This is a genomic window from Teretinema zuelzerae (genome assembly GCF_021021555.1).
Taxonomy (GTDB): Bacteria; Spirochaetota; Spirochaetia; order Treponematales; family Treponemataceae; genus Teretinema; species Teretinema zuelzerae.
On sequence record NZ_JAINWA010000001.1, the window covers coordinates 176,640 to 190,760 of the forward strand.

A 14,121-nucleotide genomic window follows, 5' to 3' on the forward strand; every position below is an offset into this window, starting at 1 on the left:
TACACAATACCATACAACACCAGATAATTCAGCTAAAAAGAATTACCAGTTATCGTACATATCATCTGCGTCTCTTGCTTCCATTTCATACAGATCGGAAACAACGCGCAAGTCGTCAAAATACATAAAGTAGCTTCCATAGGCATCTTCAGGATCGCATTCGATCTTAAATCCTACAATTTTCAGTCCCATTCTGGTGCTGTAATGGTAGTCTTTCTGAATAATACCGGATTTTCCGTCGGGATTCTGCGGAGGAACAGCAACAGTCATCTGCTTCCAGCCTGAGTGGTTAAGCTTTCCCATATAGAGTTCAAACTCGTTTCCCCAGTAGTCTTCGAGAAGAAGCTTCATCGTGTGATTGTAGTTTCTTCCAACAACCCAAACACTGGCGGTTTTAGTAATACCCTCGACAGGAAGAGGCTTGACGGCTTTTACAGTAAAACTGTTATAACCGCGTCGGAAATATTCCACTTTGACGCCGTACACCTTCTCATCTGGAATTTCTTTATCTTTCTCGGCTTCAATGGGCTTTTTTCCAGCGGGGGACCCATCAAAGAGCCGGCCCTGAATCACGCCTTCATCGGCCGACATCGCGGTAATCCAGGTTCCCTCTTGTTCAAACTTATCTATGGAAATCTCTTTAAGTTTCTGTTCAGCCGAATCTGTTCCGATCAACGCAGGATCTGCCGCGTCAAGATTCAAATCATCAGACCGAACTTGAGCTGAAAGGGACCCTACCAGAAGGCAAGCAAGCGCTCCAGCAACTAGTCTCTTCATTATTTTCCGCTCTCCTTATTTTCTTCACTGAACTTAGTGCCAACCAGCTCGAAACCATCATAGGAATCCATATAGGTATCGGTAAGAGCCTTGAATTGATCAAAGAAAATGTAAAAACTGTCTACACGCTCAGTCGGCCTGGTCCTAAGCCGGAAAGCGACAAAAGACATCTGCTGAACGCCGTTCAGATAAGGAGCAGCTTGCTGGATTGATGAGGGTATATTGACAGACATATTCTTCCATCCCTCATGATTCACCAATCCGAATGAAACAGTATGCACGCGGCCGTTGCAGTCGCGGACAAGAATCTGTAATTCATAAGCGTAGTGAGCACCCCACACCCATAAATCAAGCCGAGAAACCTTTCCCTTGAACGGAATTTCATAGGTTTCAGGTTTTTCAGGATCTGAACCAGGCTTCGTAGGTACTATATCCACCCAGTTATCGCCCTTACGATCGAATTTCACTTCCATTCCCAGGAACTTGTATTGTCCCTCCGGGTCTGCCTGCGTAACGCGGATAGCGTTCGGCATACCATCGAAATATTTCAGGACAGGATAGCCCTTGGTTGCGAACTTGCTTCCTGCAGCAATCCATGTCCATTCCGTATCAGGTGAATCAAAATTATCCACTATGTACGTCTCATAGTTCACATGCTGTGATTGCGCCGCTACGGGCACCGCAACAAGAGTGAACATAAGGACAAGGCTTGCGATGATTAAACCGCCTTGTTTCATCCCAAACTCCTTTTTTGCTACTATATCATCGGAAACTATACAGCCGTTTATTATTATATGGCGCAGGTATTGCTTTGTCAAACCGTTTATTTTGTTGTATTGACCAAATATAGCCTTCTCTCTAAAATTAAAACACAAATTTATCGATTGAGGAGTGTCTAATGACCAGCTATAAAGAACTGGGTCTTGTAAACACCAAAGAGCTGTTTGCAAAGGCCGTCAAGGGCGGATACGCGATTCCTGCGTACAACTTCAACAACCTGGAACAGCTTCAGGCGATTATTCAGGCTTGCGTAGAAACGAAGTCTCCCGTAATCCTTCAGGTTTCTTCCGGCGCGCGCAAATACGCAAACGCCAACCTGCTTCGCAACATGGCGCGCGGCGCGGTGGAGTATGCTCATGAACTGGGTTACGACATCCCCGTCGTCCTTCACCTGGATCATGGCGACAGCTTCGAACTTTGCAAAGACTGCATTGAAAGCGGATTCTCTTCGGTTATGATCGACGGGTCGCATCTTTCATATGAAGAAAACGTCGCGCTCACCAAAAAAGTTTGCGATTTCGCCCACTCGCAGAAGGATTACGTCACCGTAGAAGGCGAACTCGGAGTTCTCGCAGGTGTTGAAGACGATGTTTCCTCAGAGCATAGCCACTACACTCAGCCTGAAGAAGTCGAGGACTTCGTAAAGAAAACCGGCGTCGATTCCCTTGCTATCTCCATCGGAACCAGCCATGGCGCGACCAAATTCAAGCCCGAGCAGTGCACACGCAATGCCGACGGCGTCCTGATCCCTCCGGAGCTCCGCTTCGACATTCTCTCTCAGATCGAAAAAAGAATTCCCGGATTCCCCATCGTTCTCCACGGATCGTCCTCGGTTCCCGTTCAGTACACCAAAATGATCGAACAGTACGGCGGAGTCATGAAGGACACTGTGGGTATCCCCGAAGAACAGCTTCGCAAAGCCGCAAAGAGCGCTGTATGCAAGATTAATATCGATTCAGACGGCCGTCTCGCGATGACCGCGCTGATCAGAAAAGTTTTCGCTGAAAAACCCGGCGAATTCGATCCCCGCAAATACCTCGGCCCCGCTCGCGATGAATTGAAAGTTCTTTATATGCACAAGAATAAAGAAGTTCTCGGTTCAGCAGGACAGGCATAAGGGCACCTCTAAAAACTTCAGTTTTTAGAGGTTTACCTTAATATAGGTGTAAATCCTGTAAGGATTTACAAGGGCACCGAGGAAAACTAACCGAGTTTTTCGAGGTGCCGATAATACACAAGAAGGAGATCCTCCGGCCCAGCCTGAGAGGATCTCCTTCTTCATGTTATAGAAGATAAGTCTGATTATCTATAAAAAAAACGAAGAATTGCAACTAAAACTGCAAGCGAAATAGTGGCCAACCAAACAAAAACGGCAGAGAACGCCAATAACCACAAGGCGACAACAAATCCGGAATACACAGCTAATCCTACGATACAAGCTAGAAGACAGGCTTTTTCCCTTGAAAAGCCGGGAGAAAAAAAGGAATCTGAATGCTTTCGCAAAATAAAATCCAAAAATAAAACAAATGAAATTACTAGTACCGGAAAACCAGCCGATACCCAAAGAGAAACTGAGGTAAAAGCTACAAGGGCAAGACAAGGCGTTATAATCGAGTAAATCCCTATTAAATAAGCTATATGGAAATGCGAATTGAGGACATCCGAACGCGGCTTAATAATATAGGCGTCGATTAACGGCGCAAGAATTCCGGGAATAATGAATAAAAGAACCGCAGAGACAGCGATTACAACCGGTACGTTAGTGGAGAAAATCATTTTTCCGGAAAAAACAGTCTTAAAAAGAAAACAGTACAGAATTCCGCTGATTGCGCCTAAGAAAAACTTAATTCTTGATTCAACGCGTTGATACGCGATTCGTTCATTAATATACAGCAAAACCGCAGGAAGTAAAAACACTGAAATGAGCATGACGAACACTAACATAAGGAGAACGTCGTACGCAATACGACCGCTTATCTTGACAGCATTTTCTCTTATTTGGTATAGTTTTGTTTGTAACTTTACTTTAGGACGTATAATCAAACGATTATACACAAGGGGGATCGTTGGCGGACAATAAAGGCTTACGGATTAATGAACAAATCCGTGTACGCGAGGTCAGACTCATCGATGGAAACGGTGACCAAAAGGGTATAGTCCCTACTCTGGAGGCGCTTAAACTCGCACGTGAACAAGGTCTGGACCTGGTAGAAGTTGCACCGCAGGCGAATCCGCCAGCTTGCAAGATTCTTGATTACGGCAAATACCGTTTCGAAATGGAAAAGAAGCTCCGTGAATCCAAAAAGAAACAGAAATTGCAGGAACTCAAGGAAATTCGCATGCAGCCTAAAATCGACGATCACGATCTCGATTTTAAGTCGAAGCATGTGAAGGATTTTCTTGCCGGCGGCGACAAGGTAAAAGTAACGATCCGATTTCGCGGACGCGAATTGGCTCATACGGAACTTGGCCTGGTAGTCCTTAAGGATGTGTTAAGCAAGCTTGGTGACGATTATGTCATCGAAAAACAACCCGCTATGGAGGGCCGTTTCATGTCGATGACGCTCGCTCCCAAAGCAAAAAAATGATGAGGTAATGGTATCATGCCAAAGATGAAAACCAAGAGATGCGCGGCAAAGCGCTTTTCCTTTACCGCAAGCGGTAAAGTCAAGTACAAGAAGATGAACCTGCGACATATTCTCACAAAGAAGTCGGCAAAACGGAAAAGACATCTTCGTCAGTCCGGCGTCCTTTCAGAAGCCGATTCAGCAAAGATTCGAAAACAGCTTCTTCCCTACGGTTAATATTTTTCAGGAGTAACAGATGCCAAGAGCAATAGACGGTAGCAAACGAAAGGACCACCGCAAGAAGATCCTTAAACTCGCAAAGGGATTTCGCGGTCGCCGGGGTACTAACTTTAAAGCTGCGAAAGACGCAGTTGTAAAAGCCTTAACGCATGCCTATGTAGACCGCCGCGACAGAAAAGGAGATATGAGGAGTCTTTGGATTACCCGTATCAACGCTGCTGTGCGCGAGCAGGGTCTCTCCTACTCGCGTTTTATCGAAGGTCTTACTAAAGCCGGCGTTGTAATCAACCGCAAGGCGCTTTCAAACATGGCGATTGAAGATCCTGCCGCTTTCAAAGCAGTAGTAGACGCTTCAAAAAAAGCATTGGGAGTGTAAGATGCTAAACCTCGATCAGGTTCGACTTCTTGAAAATCGCGTTGAAAAAGCTGTAGATAAAATTCAGTCCTTGACTAGTGAAAATCAACAGCTGAAAGGCCAGTTATCCGGCCTCCAATCCAGAGTTCTTGAACTCGAGGGTCTGGTAAACGCGTTTAAGAACGATCAGGGCCGGATCGAGGAAGGAATCCTCAATGCACTGGACAGATTGAGCGCATTCGAGGATTCCTTATATTCAGACGGCGAAACCGTCGTTGAAACAGGCTCAGAACAAACCCTAACCGAAGAGACTATCGGCGAAGAGCAACAGAGCGAACCGATTGAGACATTCAACGAGTCCGGGACGGATATACTCGAAGAAGAACAAAACTCGGAGTTAGAAGAATCAATTCAGGCTGACTGGAATGATGTTTCAGTTTCCGCGGACGAAGATTCCATGAAATCTCCGGGTCCAGACGGGCAAATGGATATTTTTTAATCCGATATGTCTAAAGGCAGCCTTCAGATTGATCTGCTTGGAACATCATTCTCCATTCAGGCTGATGAAAAACCGGAATATCTGAATGCTCTATATGCTCATTATAAAAAAATAATCAATCAAATTGAAGAGAGTTCCGCGACGCAGAATCCGTTAAAAACCGCCATTATAGCCGGTATTTTAATTTCGGATGAGTTATATAAAGAGAGAATGAAGCGCTCTTTAAATCCCTCGCCTGTTGATCTTGCAGAAGCAGAAAAAATAGCTTTAAGCCTCATTTCAAGAATCGATCAAGTAATTTCGGAATAATATATGAAACTCGACTTTTATCCTCTGAAGAATAAAATTCAGGACTATTCATGGGGTTCGCTTCATGGAATAGAAGAAGCAACCGGCATCCCGAACGTAGACGGATCGCCGAAAGCCGAGCTGTGGATGGGTTCTCATCCAGTGTGCCCGAGTCTCGTCATCGATCCGAAAACCCGGAAGGAAATTTCTTTACTCGATCTGATCAACCAAGATTGCAGCTACTACTTAGGGAACCGGTCGCTTCAGGACTTCGGATGCAAACTACCCTATCTTTTTAAGATTCTCTCTGCAGAATCTCCTTTATCGCTGCAAGTCCACCCTTCCCTTCAACACGCATCTGCCGGCTTTACAAGAGAAAATACCTTGGGGCTTTCACTAAACGACCCGAAACGAAATTATAAGGACGATAACCATAAACCGGAAATAATCGTCGCAATAACCCCTTTTATAGCGATGTGCGGGTTTCGCAACGTAGCGCAGACGGCGGCGTTTTTTACGGAAATCGATGAAACGGTATTTCAGGAACCCTGCGATATCGCGCTTAAAAGCGGCTATTCGCGCTTATGCGACTATTTATTAAATTTGAATGACGATGCCAAAAAAAAATATATCACGTCCGTTCAAAATAAGATATCGTCTTTCAATCGATCGCCTTCGAGTTCTTGCGGATACGATTTTAAAAAAGCGCTCGAAATATCGTCCCTGTTGCTCAAGCAGTATCCTTCCGATATAGGAATCCTTGCTCCTTTTTATCTTAATATAATCGAACTCGTTCCGGGAGAAGGATTATTCCTCCCGTCAGGCGTTATGCATGCATATATTCGGGGAACCGGACTTGAATTGATGGCCAGTTCTGACAACGTGCTGAGAGGCGGATTGACGCCTAAACACATAGATGTTACGGAACTGCTCGAAATACTCGATCCTTCGCCCTACAAACCCGACATACTTGCAATCAATACTACCGTCGGAGTTTCGATTTACGCAGCTCCGGCGATCGAATTCGAATTATCGCGAATTTCGCCGAACGGTTCAGCATGCGAGCTGCCTGGAAACCGGCCGATCATCGCGTTATGCTTATCCGAGTCCATCACGTTGACGTCGGAATCGGGCAGTGTTCACATCATGCGCAAGGGCGACTCGGTATTCATTCCCGCAGGCGTTCAAACGATCGCAGTCGCAGGAAGCGGAATTTGTTTTGCCGCGTCCCTACCTCATAAGGAACGATTATGAAAATTTGGATAGACGCTGATTCCTGTCCACGTCAAGTCCGGGAAATAACCTGCCGAGCCTCTACGCGCCTTTCGATCCCGATACTCTTCGTCGCGAACAGGAAAATACCGTTTCCGCCCATTCCGAACGCCGAAATGATAATCGCCGACGATTCGCCGGATGCGGCGGATGATTATATTGTGGAACATGCTGAATATCCCGATTTGGTGATCACCCGCGACATACCCCTCGCAAAGCGGCTGGTTGATAAGCAGATTCCAGTAATCAACGACAGGGGCACCGTATATACAGAAAGGAACATAAACGATCGTCTTTCTTCGAGAAATCTCATGCTTGAATTATATCAAATCGGAATCACGCCTGAAAAAACAAAGCAATTCGGAAAGAAGGAACTCCAGGATTTCGCCAACGCATTGGACAGAGAACTGACTCGATTAACATTGGTATTAGCCAAAAAACAAGACTATTCTTGATCCGGAAAGCGTTCCTTAATCGATTGAATCGATGGAAGAATTTCAAAGAAGGCGGATACGACCTCTGGGTCGAATTTATTCCCGCTCATTTTTCGAATTTCTTCCAGAACGTTTTCTTCATTCCAGGGTTCCTTGTAGACCCTTTTGCACGACAAGGCATCATAGACGTCGGCTAGGGCCACAATTCGTCCCGCAATGGGTATTTCGCGGCCCTTTAACCCTATAGCCTTGCCTGTTTCAGAATCGACTTTTATCGGCTCTCCGGTGTCGACGACGACATGTCCCGGATAACCGGTTCCGTCCCAGTTTTCATGATGCGTCAAAGCAACCTCGCGCGCAACCCTGTCTACCGGCGATTCAATTTCGGAAAAAAGCTTCGCACCGAGCCACGTGTGACCCTGCATAATGTGATATTCGTCGGGGGTGAAACGAGCCGGTTTCTTCAAAATCAAATCTGAAATGGCAACTTTTCCCACATCGTGCAGCATTGAAGCGATCTTCAACGTATCCCGGAACTTCCTGCTTTCATTCTCATCTATTTGGTGATTAAACGCCCATCTGTCGTATATTTCCACCGCATAGCTGGATACTCGGTTTACATGAGGGCCTGTTTCCTTTGGATCGCGAAGTTCCGACATGCGGATCATGCGAAGAACCATTGAACGGGTAAGATGCGCATGCTCTAAAGCGACTGTAGCGTTAGCGGCGAAATGGCTGATGTAAAGCTCGTCGTCCTTATCAAAATGCGAAACTTCTCCGCTTTCGTCTATAGCATTTAACACCTGCAAAACGCCGAGTATCGCGCCGCCGGATGTAGTCAAAGGAATCGTTAAATTTGATCGTGTTCTATAACCCGAAACTGCATCGCTCTGACGGCCGAATTTATACGGTTTGTCGGGATCGATCACATAGACGTCAGGCTCATTAACAAGCTGCTTGGTCAATGCGCTGTAACCTGCTATGGTTTTTTCGTTAATCGGAAATGAAAAGTACGAGTACAGTATTTTTTGGCCGGGCGGAAGTTGTTTTTGCAAGGTATCATTCTGGGCATAATGAATAGCGAGCCGGTCTCCGTCGCGTACATATATCGAGCCTGCGTCCGCATGCACGACTTTTCGCGCTTCGGTCAGAATTTGTTCCATCAAGACGTCGACGTCCTGAATCTTATTGAGATGGGCTTCTGTCTCAATGATGCCGGATAATATTTCTTCTCTCGATTTCTTAATATATCCCATTTAACCAGACACCCCTCGCCGAACGTATGCTGAAATAAAGTTTACATCAATTTTTTTTTTGCGTCCAGTTATTCATCCATGTTATACTACATTCATCATGATTCAAAGCGTCTCGCCGATCGAAAAAGAATTTCTCATTAAAACAGTGTATCAAAACGAGCATCCCGTACGATTGCACGGGGTTAGCACTGCGGGAACCGGAAAAATAACGAACGTCGACAGGCAAGGGATGTTCGTAACATTGACTGAAACGTACGATAACGCGAACTTTTCATTATTCGAACATATCACCGGATATTTCGATTGCCATGGAAACACCTATGCCTTTGAAACAACCATCAGGGACAGTGCTGACAAGCAAATACGAATCGACGCTCCCGATACCTTGTTGCGCAGTTTGCAAAGAAAATATGTTCGCGTAAAAAAACCGCAGAACATTAAAGTTGCATTTTCGCTTGCCAATGAAGATATCCAGCTTGAATATCCAATATGTCCAGAATATATTAGCGTCGATGAAAATACTTCCGCAATATCGAGTTCTTCAGACTTAACAAAAGTCATTGCCGAATTTAGAGAACGAATGAATGCCGACTGCACCGGCAATACAATTCAAATGTTCAGAAATAGAGCTCCTCACAGCTTTGAAGAAAAATTGTTGACCAAAACCGGAAAAGTTCTATTTATTCCTTCTACCAGCGCCGAGCTGCCGAAAACCGATCCGTATCCGGAAGGCAGAATAATTACACAGGCAATAGAAGAAAGCTATGAAGATCCGAATCATTTTGTGGAAGGCACGCATTTCTCGAAATTGATGAAAGAAAAATCTGCAAAAGGAATCAGTTCTGAAATTTGGTGTCCGATCGTCTATTATCAGTACGTCGTCGGTTATATCTATGCTGTTAAAAGCGGTTCCGATTCCTTCGATGTAGCCATGGTCGATTCGCTCTGGGATTTTTCCCGTATTCTCGCATACCAGCTTAAAAAGACAGGTTATTTTAAATGCGAGGAAAAGAAGCAGAAGCCGATCCATCATCCCGCAGAACTCATCGACATGAGTCCGGGAGGCATGCATATAGCTCTCGATCAAAGCAACTCGAAATTTCCAATACGAGAAGGCTCGATTTTCTCCATACGGATAATGACCGGAACGCAGGAGATTCAATGCACGACGAAGGTCGTTAGAAGATATTCGAGGAAAGACTCGATCTCATACGGAACAGTATTCCTTGATCTTTCCAGCGAACAATTCATGCACCTCTACGAATGTTTATATCGAAGCCCGTATAACGAGTACGATCCGAGAGCTCATGAACAAAGCAGGAAAAAAGCTAAAACTTCTTTCTGATAAGGCTGAAATAGAGCGGACCCGCGCCGTTACATGCATCGGGAAGAATATGATAGCCGTATTCGGTTGCATCGACTGCAGAAGACAATTCGCCGTAGGGCTCGAAATCGATTATTTGCCGTTCGGCATCGGCGTACTTGCGGAACAGCTTTTCTACGACTCCGTCGTTTTCCGCTCTTGATAGCGCGCAAGTGGCGTAAAGAAGATGGCCGCCAGGCTTTAAAACAAGCCAAGCCGATGACAACAAGGCCCATTGGCGAATTGACAGGTTTTTAATTCTTGCAGAAGTCCATTGTTCCAGATGAACAGGACTGTTGAGCACATGCCGTTCCGAAGAGCAGGGAGCGTCGAGAAGTATCGAATCAGCGCTTTCTTTCTCGTACCGGCTCCACCGGGATGCGTCATGCCCGGTTACGGTCAGGCGACTGCGTACTTCCGGCGATAGATGTTCGTCCAATACCGAAAGCAGCCTGCTTCTGCGGTCCCTCGAGAACTCATTTGAAACAAGCGAAACATTCGAGCCCATTCTAGAGGCAATAACAAGACTCTTTCCGCCAGGCGCGGCGCATAAATCCAAAATCCTTCCGTCAGCGGGAAGAGGAAGGGAATTCGCAGCTACAACGCTTCCGAAATCAAGATAATAGGGCTTAACAAGATTCTCGTTATAAGAATAATGAACAACTACTTTCTCCAGAGACGCTCTAAGGAGTTGCCAACGATCTCCGAATTCATGTTCATACCATTCGTCGAAAGCGGATGGGCCCTGATTAAGATTCCTCTTCTTTTTCATTAATCATCCTGAAGAGGGAACGCGTTCCACAGGTTGTCGGGATCGAAAATAGGAGCAGTCACCGTACATACATCTCCTGTTCCGGGGAGATAGAATTGAATGCGGGAAGCATGAAGACGGATGCCTCCCCTGGGATCGCTTCGCCTTGCTCCGTATTTAAGGTCTCCCTTAATCGGCATCCCTGAGGCGCTTAACTGAGCTCTGATTTGATGTGTTCTGCCCGTAAGAGGATGTATTATCAAAAAAAGGTACTTATCGCCCTCCCCTGCCAGTTTCCACTCCAAAGCAGCCTTTTTCCAGACGCCATCTGCCGGCGGTTTCTCTGCAAAAGGGAAAGTGTAAGCTTTATGATGTTTGGAATCGAAACGAATAAAGTGTTCCATGACGCCTGAATCCGCCGTCAAGGGGGATGCGGGCTTCTCGGTAACGGCTAAATATCTTTTCCGAGTTCTTCCCGATGAAAACTCAGCCGATAACGCAGCGCAAACCTCCGGCGTTCTTGCCAATAAGACGCATCCGCTTACAGGCTGATCTATTCTATGAACAGCCTGTACATCGGGAGCCGCGCAACCGAAACATTCTTCTAGTTCGCCGCGAAGATTTGAAATAAGAGATAATGATTTGTCTTTCACTGTTGTTTCGCAAATTTCGCCTATCTGCTTATTCACCACGGCAATATCTTTTGTATGATATATAACGCGTCCTTTTAGAAAAGCCGCCTGTTCATTTTTCATCGGTTTCTCCTAAGATTTCGGCGCCTTTTCTCATCGCCGCTAAATACGCTTCTTCGTCTATCAAGGCTGACTTAAATGCGTGTTTGTCTCTATTGAAAACATCGTTTACGTTTAATATCCGAATCAAACCCGCACGATGCTTTATCCTGATTATTCTGCGGACTGCTTCATCGAGACGAAGAACAAATTCAGGCGATTGCTCCGCTTTGCTTTGAATTGCTGAAGCGGCAGCGCGAAAGCCCGTATCTGATATCATAATCATATCACATCCGGCTTCCAATGCTAAGACGGCGGAAGCCGCAGTCGAAAAACCTGCCGATTCCAAAGCTTTCATAGAAAGATCGTCGGTAATCACCAGCCCGTCATACTGCAGCTCGTTTCTCAATAACTGTCGTACGCCGTGCGTTGATAAACAAAAAGGATGCAGTTGATCTATGACAGGAACGAGAACATGAGACGCCAGCAATGCCGGCGTGTCCAATTCAAAGAGTTTTCTGAATGGAAGAATAAAATCAGTGCGAAGAGATTGCTCGGAAACATCCATCACCGGGATGCCGAGGTGGGGATCGTCAGACGTATTTCCGGGAAAATGTTTAAGTACTGGTATTATGCCGGAAGACAGATAGCCCTCAATTGCGGCAACGGAATACTTAAATGATATATCTGGATCATCGCCGAAAGATCTATCCGATAAAAAAGAAGCGTTGTACGGCATACGAATTTCGGCGACAGGAGCCAAATTGATATGGATGCCTAGATAAGACAGCTGAATTGCGGTTAGTGAGTATAATCGACGCGCCTGTTCTGGCGACAAATCATGCGCGACAACGGCGGGCGACGGCAAACGAGTAGTAAGCTTACCGGTGCGGTACACAGCGCCGCCTTCATGATCGATAGCGAATAACACAGGAGAAGGCGCTTTAAGCGACTGGAAAGAACGTTGACAGTCTTGTATATAGCTTTTCATGACCATGGGGTCGTCGGCGATATTTTTCTTAAATAATAAAACGGCTCCCGGAACAGCATTTGCGAAATGTCTATTCAGATGGGGCGGAAAAAAAGCCGAACCGTCAATGGATGTCATAATGACTTGATAAGATTTTTGCTCAAGAGTCATGCTCTTGAGCATCGAACGGTATAAAAAGTCGCCGCTGTTATGATTTAAGGACTTGCTTTTGATTTCTTCGCCGCCTGCTGTTGTATTCGCAACCGAGCGATATGAAAAAGTTATGAAGCTGAACAGTACGATAATAAAACAACAAATGCAGAATAAAGAAATAAAGACCTTTTTATATAAACGACGCATGAATTAGAGTATAAAAAAAAAGCCGTCCTTACGCAAGGACGGCTTTAGTGAAGAAAATTTTTATCAGTGAGCGACTACGGACAGCGCCTTAGCGGCTGCTTCTCCGTAGGTAGAAATGAACACGCCCGCCGCAATTGCGGTGCCGATAACTCCTGCAACGTTCGGTCCCATCGCATGCATGAGAAGGAAGTTGCCGGGATCGTACTCGAGACCGACCTTGTTGGATACGCGGGCGGCCATCGGTACCGCGGAAACGCCGGCGGAACCGATGAGCGGATTGATCTTTTCTTTAAGGAAGAGATTCATGAGCTTGGCAACCAGCACGCCGCCGGCCGTCGCGACGCAGAATGCAATCAATCCAAGTACGATGATTCCAACTGCGTTCGGGTTCATGATTTTCTCGGGGGTCATCTGCGAACCGACTCCCAAGGAAAGAAGAATTGAAACAATGTTAAGAAGCTCGTTCTCCATGGTCTTCGAAATGCGTTCGACAACGCCCACTTCTTTTACGAAGTTTCCGAACGCCAGCATGCCGATAAGGGGCGCGGCGGGAGGAATAAGGAGAATCGACAGAACGAGCAGTCCGATGGGGAAAAGAATCTTTTCGGCTTTGGATACATGCCTCATCTGCTTCATCTTGATATGGCGTTCTTTATCGGTCGTGAGCAGCTTCATTATGGGAGGCTGGATCATAGGAACCAGCGCCATATAGGAATATGCGGCGACCGCAATGACGGCCATCATATGGGGAGCGAGCTTCCCGGAAAGATAAATCGATGTGGGGCCGTCCGCTCCGCCTATGATGGCGATAGCGGCAGCTTCGAACATGTTGTATTCGATTCCGGGAATGAGGTTCATCACTGCGACGCCGAAGAGAGTCGCGAATACGCCCAGCTGAGCCGCTCCTCCGAGAAGAGCGGTCTTCGGATTGGCGATCAGCGGACCGAAGTCGGTCATCGCTCCGATGCCCATGAAAATGAGCATAGGGAAGAACTCGTTGCCGACGCCGGCGTCGTAGATGATCTTGAGCATTCCAGAGTGTTCGGCGTACATGCCGCCTCCGGGAATGTTTACGAATACGGTTCCGAATCCTATCGGGATGAGAAGCAGAGGCTCGAAGCCCCTGGCGGCGCCCAAATAGATAATGAGGAAGCCGATCGCCATCATCATCAATCGTTGCCAACCCGGAACGATATCCGACTTGGTGGGATCGACGAGATCGGGAACTTCTTCATACCCATTGACGATCGCGTTGATGCCGGTGTTTTCCACCGTATTCGAAAGGAATTCGTCAAGAGACACAAGCGGAACATTTTCAGAACCAGCGATGTCTACATCGAGGTTCGCCAGTGAAGGTCGGCGCGTGTCGTCGGTCGACGCGAACGCAGTGCTCATTACGGAGTACACGAGCGCGACCGCCATGACGGCCATCGTCACATTTATAACATGACGTTTAGACTTCTTATTTTCGAGCATAC

17 protein-coding genes are annotated in these 14,121 nt (G+C 46.4%); 9 read left to right on the forward strand and 8 right to left on the reverse strand.

Annotation, left to right across the window (positions count from 1 at the left end):
* Positions 1-42 precede the first annotated feature (42 nt).
* Positions 43-777 carry a flagellar filament outer layer protein FlaA gene (locus K7J14_RS00875; protein ID WP_230752177.1) on the reverse strand — a complete coding sequence of 245 codons (735 nt, stop codon included), beginning with the start codon at positions 775-777 and terminating at the stop codon, positions 43-45.
* Positions 777-1,514, reverse strand: a complete 738-nt coding sequence (locus K7J14_RS00880) for a flagellar filament outer layer protein FlaA (RefSeq protein ID WP_230752178.1) — start codon at positions 1,512-1,514, stop codon at positions 777-779. The genes K7J14_RS00875 and K7J14_RS00880 overlap by 1 nt, the downstream gene beginning before the upstream one ends.
* Positions 1,515-1,675: 161 nt before the next feature.
* Here K7J14_RS00880 and K7J14_RS00885 point away from each other — a divergent pair, with 161 nt between their 5' ends.
* Positions 1,676-2,674, forward strand: coding sequence for a class II fructose-bisphosphate aldolase (locus tag K7J14_RS00885; protein WP_230752180.1), 999 nt, complete (start codon positions 1,676-1,678; stop codon positions 2,672-2,674).
* Between the two features lie 185 nt (positions 2,675-2,859).
* Here K7J14_RS00885 and K7J14_RS00890 read toward each other — a convergent pair whose 3' ends face one another.
* Positions 2,860-3,486: a hypothetical protein gene (locus K7J14_RS00890; protein WP_230752181.1), complete on the reverse strand. Its 627-nt coding sequence runs from the start codon at positions 3,484-3,486 to the stop codon at positions 2,860-2,862.
* A gap of 137 nt (positions 3,487-3,623) precedes the next feature.
* Here K7J14_RS00890 and infC point away from each other — a divergent pair, with 137 nt between their 5' ends.
* The 7 genes from infC to K7J14_RS00925 are packed head-to-tail and all read left to right on the forward strand — an operon-like array spanning position 3,624 to position 7,233.
* Positions 3,624-4,145, forward strand: a complete 522-nt coding sequence (infC, locus tag K7J14_RS00895) for a translation initiation factor IF-3 (protein WP_230752182.1) — start codon at positions 3,624-3,626, stop codon at positions 4,143-4,145.
* 15 nt (positions 4,146-4,160) lie between these two features.
* Positions 4,161-4,361: a 50S ribosomal protein L35 gene (rpmI, locus tag K7J14_RS00900; protein WP_230752183.1), complete on the forward strand. Its 201-nt coding sequence runs from the start codon at positions 4,161-4,163 to the stop codon at positions 4,359-4,361.
* 19 nt (positions 4,362-4,380) lie between these two features.
* Complete coding sequence (rplT, locus tag K7J14_RS00905; protein ID WP_230752184.1) at positions 4,381-4,740, forward strand: 50S ribosomal protein L20; 360 nt, start codon at positions 4,381-4,383, stop codon at positions 4,738-4,740.
* Position 4,741: 1 nt separating this feature from the next.
* Positions 4,742-5,218 (forward strand): cell division protein ZapB, encoded by a 477-nt coding sequence (locus tag K7J14_RS00910; protein ID WP_230752185.1) that lies wholly within the window; start codon positions 4,742-4,744, stop codon positions 5,216-5,218.
* A gap of 6 nt (positions 5,219-5,224) precedes the next feature.
* The gene (zapA, locus tag K7J14_RS00915) at positions 5,225-5,527 is read left to right on the forward strand and encodes a cell division protein ZapA (protein WP_230752186.1); all 303 of its coding nucleotides are present in this window, start codon (positions 5,225-5,227) and stop codon (positions 5,525-5,527) included.
* A 3-nt stretch (positions 5,528-5,530) separates the two neighbouring features.
* A complete protein-coding gene (gene manA, locus K7J14_RS00920) occupies positions 5,531-6,760 on the forward strand; it encodes a mannose-6-phosphate isomerase, class I (RefSeq protein ID WP_230752187.1) in 1,230 nt (409 codons plus the stop codon).
* Positions 6,757-7,233: a YaiI/YqxD family protein gene (locus tag K7J14_RS00925; RefSeq protein ID WP_230752188.1), complete on the forward strand. Its 477-nt coding sequence runs from the start codon at positions 6,757-6,759 to the stop codon at positions 7,231-7,233. Before manA ends, K7J14_RS00925 begins: the two co-directional genes overlap by 4 nt.
* Here the strand turns inward: K7J14_RS00925 and K7J14_RS00930 are convergent.
* A complete protein-coding gene (locus K7J14_RS00930) occupies positions 7,224-8,468 on the reverse strand; it encodes an HD domain-containing phosphohydrolase (protein ID WP_230752189.1) in 1,245 nt (414 codons plus the stop codon). The genes K7J14_RS00925 and K7J14_RS00930 overlap by 10 nt on opposite strands.
* Before the next feature lie 97 nt (positions 8,469-8,565).
* Between K7J14_RS00930 and K7J14_RS00935 the strand changes: the two genes are divergently transcribed.
* Positions 8,566-9,813 (forward strand): PilZ domain-containing protein, encoded by a 1,248-nt coding sequence (locus tag K7J14_RS00935; protein ID WP_230752190.1) that lies wholly within the window; start codon positions 8,566-8,568, stop codon positions 9,811-9,813.
* Here the strand turns inward: K7J14_RS00935 and K7J14_RS00940 are convergent.
* The 4 genes from K7J14_RS00940 to K7J14_RS00955 form a co-directional block, all read right to left on the reverse strand.
* Positions 9,797-10,603, reverse strand: coding sequence for an RsmB/NOP family class I SAM-dependent RNA methyltransferase (locus K7J14_RS00940; protein WP_230752191.1), 807 nt, complete (start codon positions 10,601-10,603; stop codon positions 9,797-9,799). The genes K7J14_RS00935 and K7J14_RS00940 overlap by 17 nt on opposite strands.
* Positions 10,603-11,337 carry an RluA family pseudouridine synthase gene (locus K7J14_RS00945; RefSeq protein WP_230752192.1) on the reverse strand — a complete coding sequence of 245 codons (735 nt, stop codon included), beginning with the start codon at positions 11,335-11,337 and terminating at the stop codon, positions 10,603-10,605. The genes K7J14_RS00940 and K7J14_RS00945 overlap by 1 nt, the downstream gene beginning before the upstream one ends.
* Positions 11,327-12,643: a glycoside hydrolase family 3 protein gene (locus K7J14_RS00950; RefSeq protein ID WP_230752193.1), complete on the reverse strand. Its 1,317-nt coding sequence runs from the start codon at positions 12,641-12,643 to the stop codon at positions 11,327-11,329. The genes K7J14_RS00945 and K7J14_RS00950 overlap by 11 nt, the downstream gene beginning before the upstream one ends.
* Positions 12,644-12,706: 63 nt before the next feature.
* Positions 12,707-14,119 (reverse strand): sodium ion-translocating decarboxylase subunit beta, encoded by a 1,413-nt coding sequence (locus K7J14_RS00955; protein WP_230752194.1) that lies wholly within the window; start codon positions 14,117-14,119, stop codon positions 12,707-12,709.
* Positions 14,120-14,121 lie beyond the last annotated feature (2 nt).

Bases quoted from the DNA above. Each gene is read 5' to 3' on its own strand.
- K7J14_RS00925 (WP_230752188.1), top strand. From the start codon at position 6,757: ATGAAAATTTGGATAGACGCTGATTCCTGTCCACGTCAAGTCCGGGAA.
- K7J14_RS00930 (WP_230752189.1), bottom strand. From the start codon at position 8,468: ATGGGATATATTAAGAAATCGAGAGAAGAAATATTATCCGGCATCATT.
- zapA (WP_230752186.1), top strand. From the start codon at position 5,225: ATGTCTAAAGGCAGCCTTCAGATTGATCTGCTTGGAACATCATTCTCC.
- K7J14_RS00950 (WP_230752193.1), bottom strand. From the start codon at position 12,643: ATGCGTCGTTTATATAAAAAGGTCTTTATTTCTTTATTCTGCATTTGT.
- K7J14_RS00890 (WP_230752181.1), bottom strand. From the start codon at position 3,486: ATGCTCATTTCAGTGTTTTTACTTCCTGCGGTTTTGCTGTATATTAAT.
- K7J14_RS00885 (WP_230752180.1), top strand. From the start codon at position 1,676: ATGACCAGCTATAAAGAACTGGGTCTTGTAAACACCAAAGAGCTGTTT.
- manA (WP_230752187.1), top strand. From the start codon at position 5,531: ATGAAACTCGACTTTTATCCTCTGAAGAATAAAATTCAGGACTATTCA.
- K7J14_RS00880 (WP_230752178.1), bottom strand. From the start codon at position 1,514: ATGAAACAAGGCGGTTTAATCATCGCAAGCCTTGTCCTTATGTTCACT.
- K7J14_RS00945 (WP_230752192.1), bottom strand. From the start codon at position 11,337: ATGAAAAATGAACAGGCGGCTTTTCTAAAAGGACGCGTTATATATCAT.
- K7J14_RS00875 (WP_230752177.1), bottom strand. From the start codon at position 777: ATGAAGAGACTAGTTGCTGGAGCGCTTGCTTGCCTTCTGGTAGGGTCC.
- K7J14_RS00940 (WP_230752191.1), bottom strand. From the start codon at position 10,603: ATGAAAAAGAAGAGGAATCTTAATCAGGGCCCATCCGCTTTCGACGAA.
- rpmI (WP_230752183.1), top strand. From the start codon at position 4,161: ATGCCAAAGATGAAAACCAAGAGATGCGCGGCAAAGCGCTTTTCCTTT.
- K7J14_RS00955 (WP_230752194.1), bottom strand. From the start codon at position 14,119: ATGCTCGAAAATAAGAAGTCTAAACGTCATGTTATAAATGTGACGATG.
- rplT (WP_230752184.1), top strand. From the start codon at position 4,381: ATGCCAAGAGCAATAGACGGTAGCAAACGAAAGGACCACCGCAAGAAG.
- K7J14_RS00910 (WP_230752185.1), top strand. From the start codon at position 4,742: ATGCTAAACCTCGATCAGGTTCGACTTCTTGAAAATCGCGTTGAAAAA.
- K7J14_RS00935 (WP_230752190.1), top strand. From the start codon at position 8,566: ATGATTCAAAGCGTCTCGCCGATCGAAAAAGAATTTCTCATTAAAACA.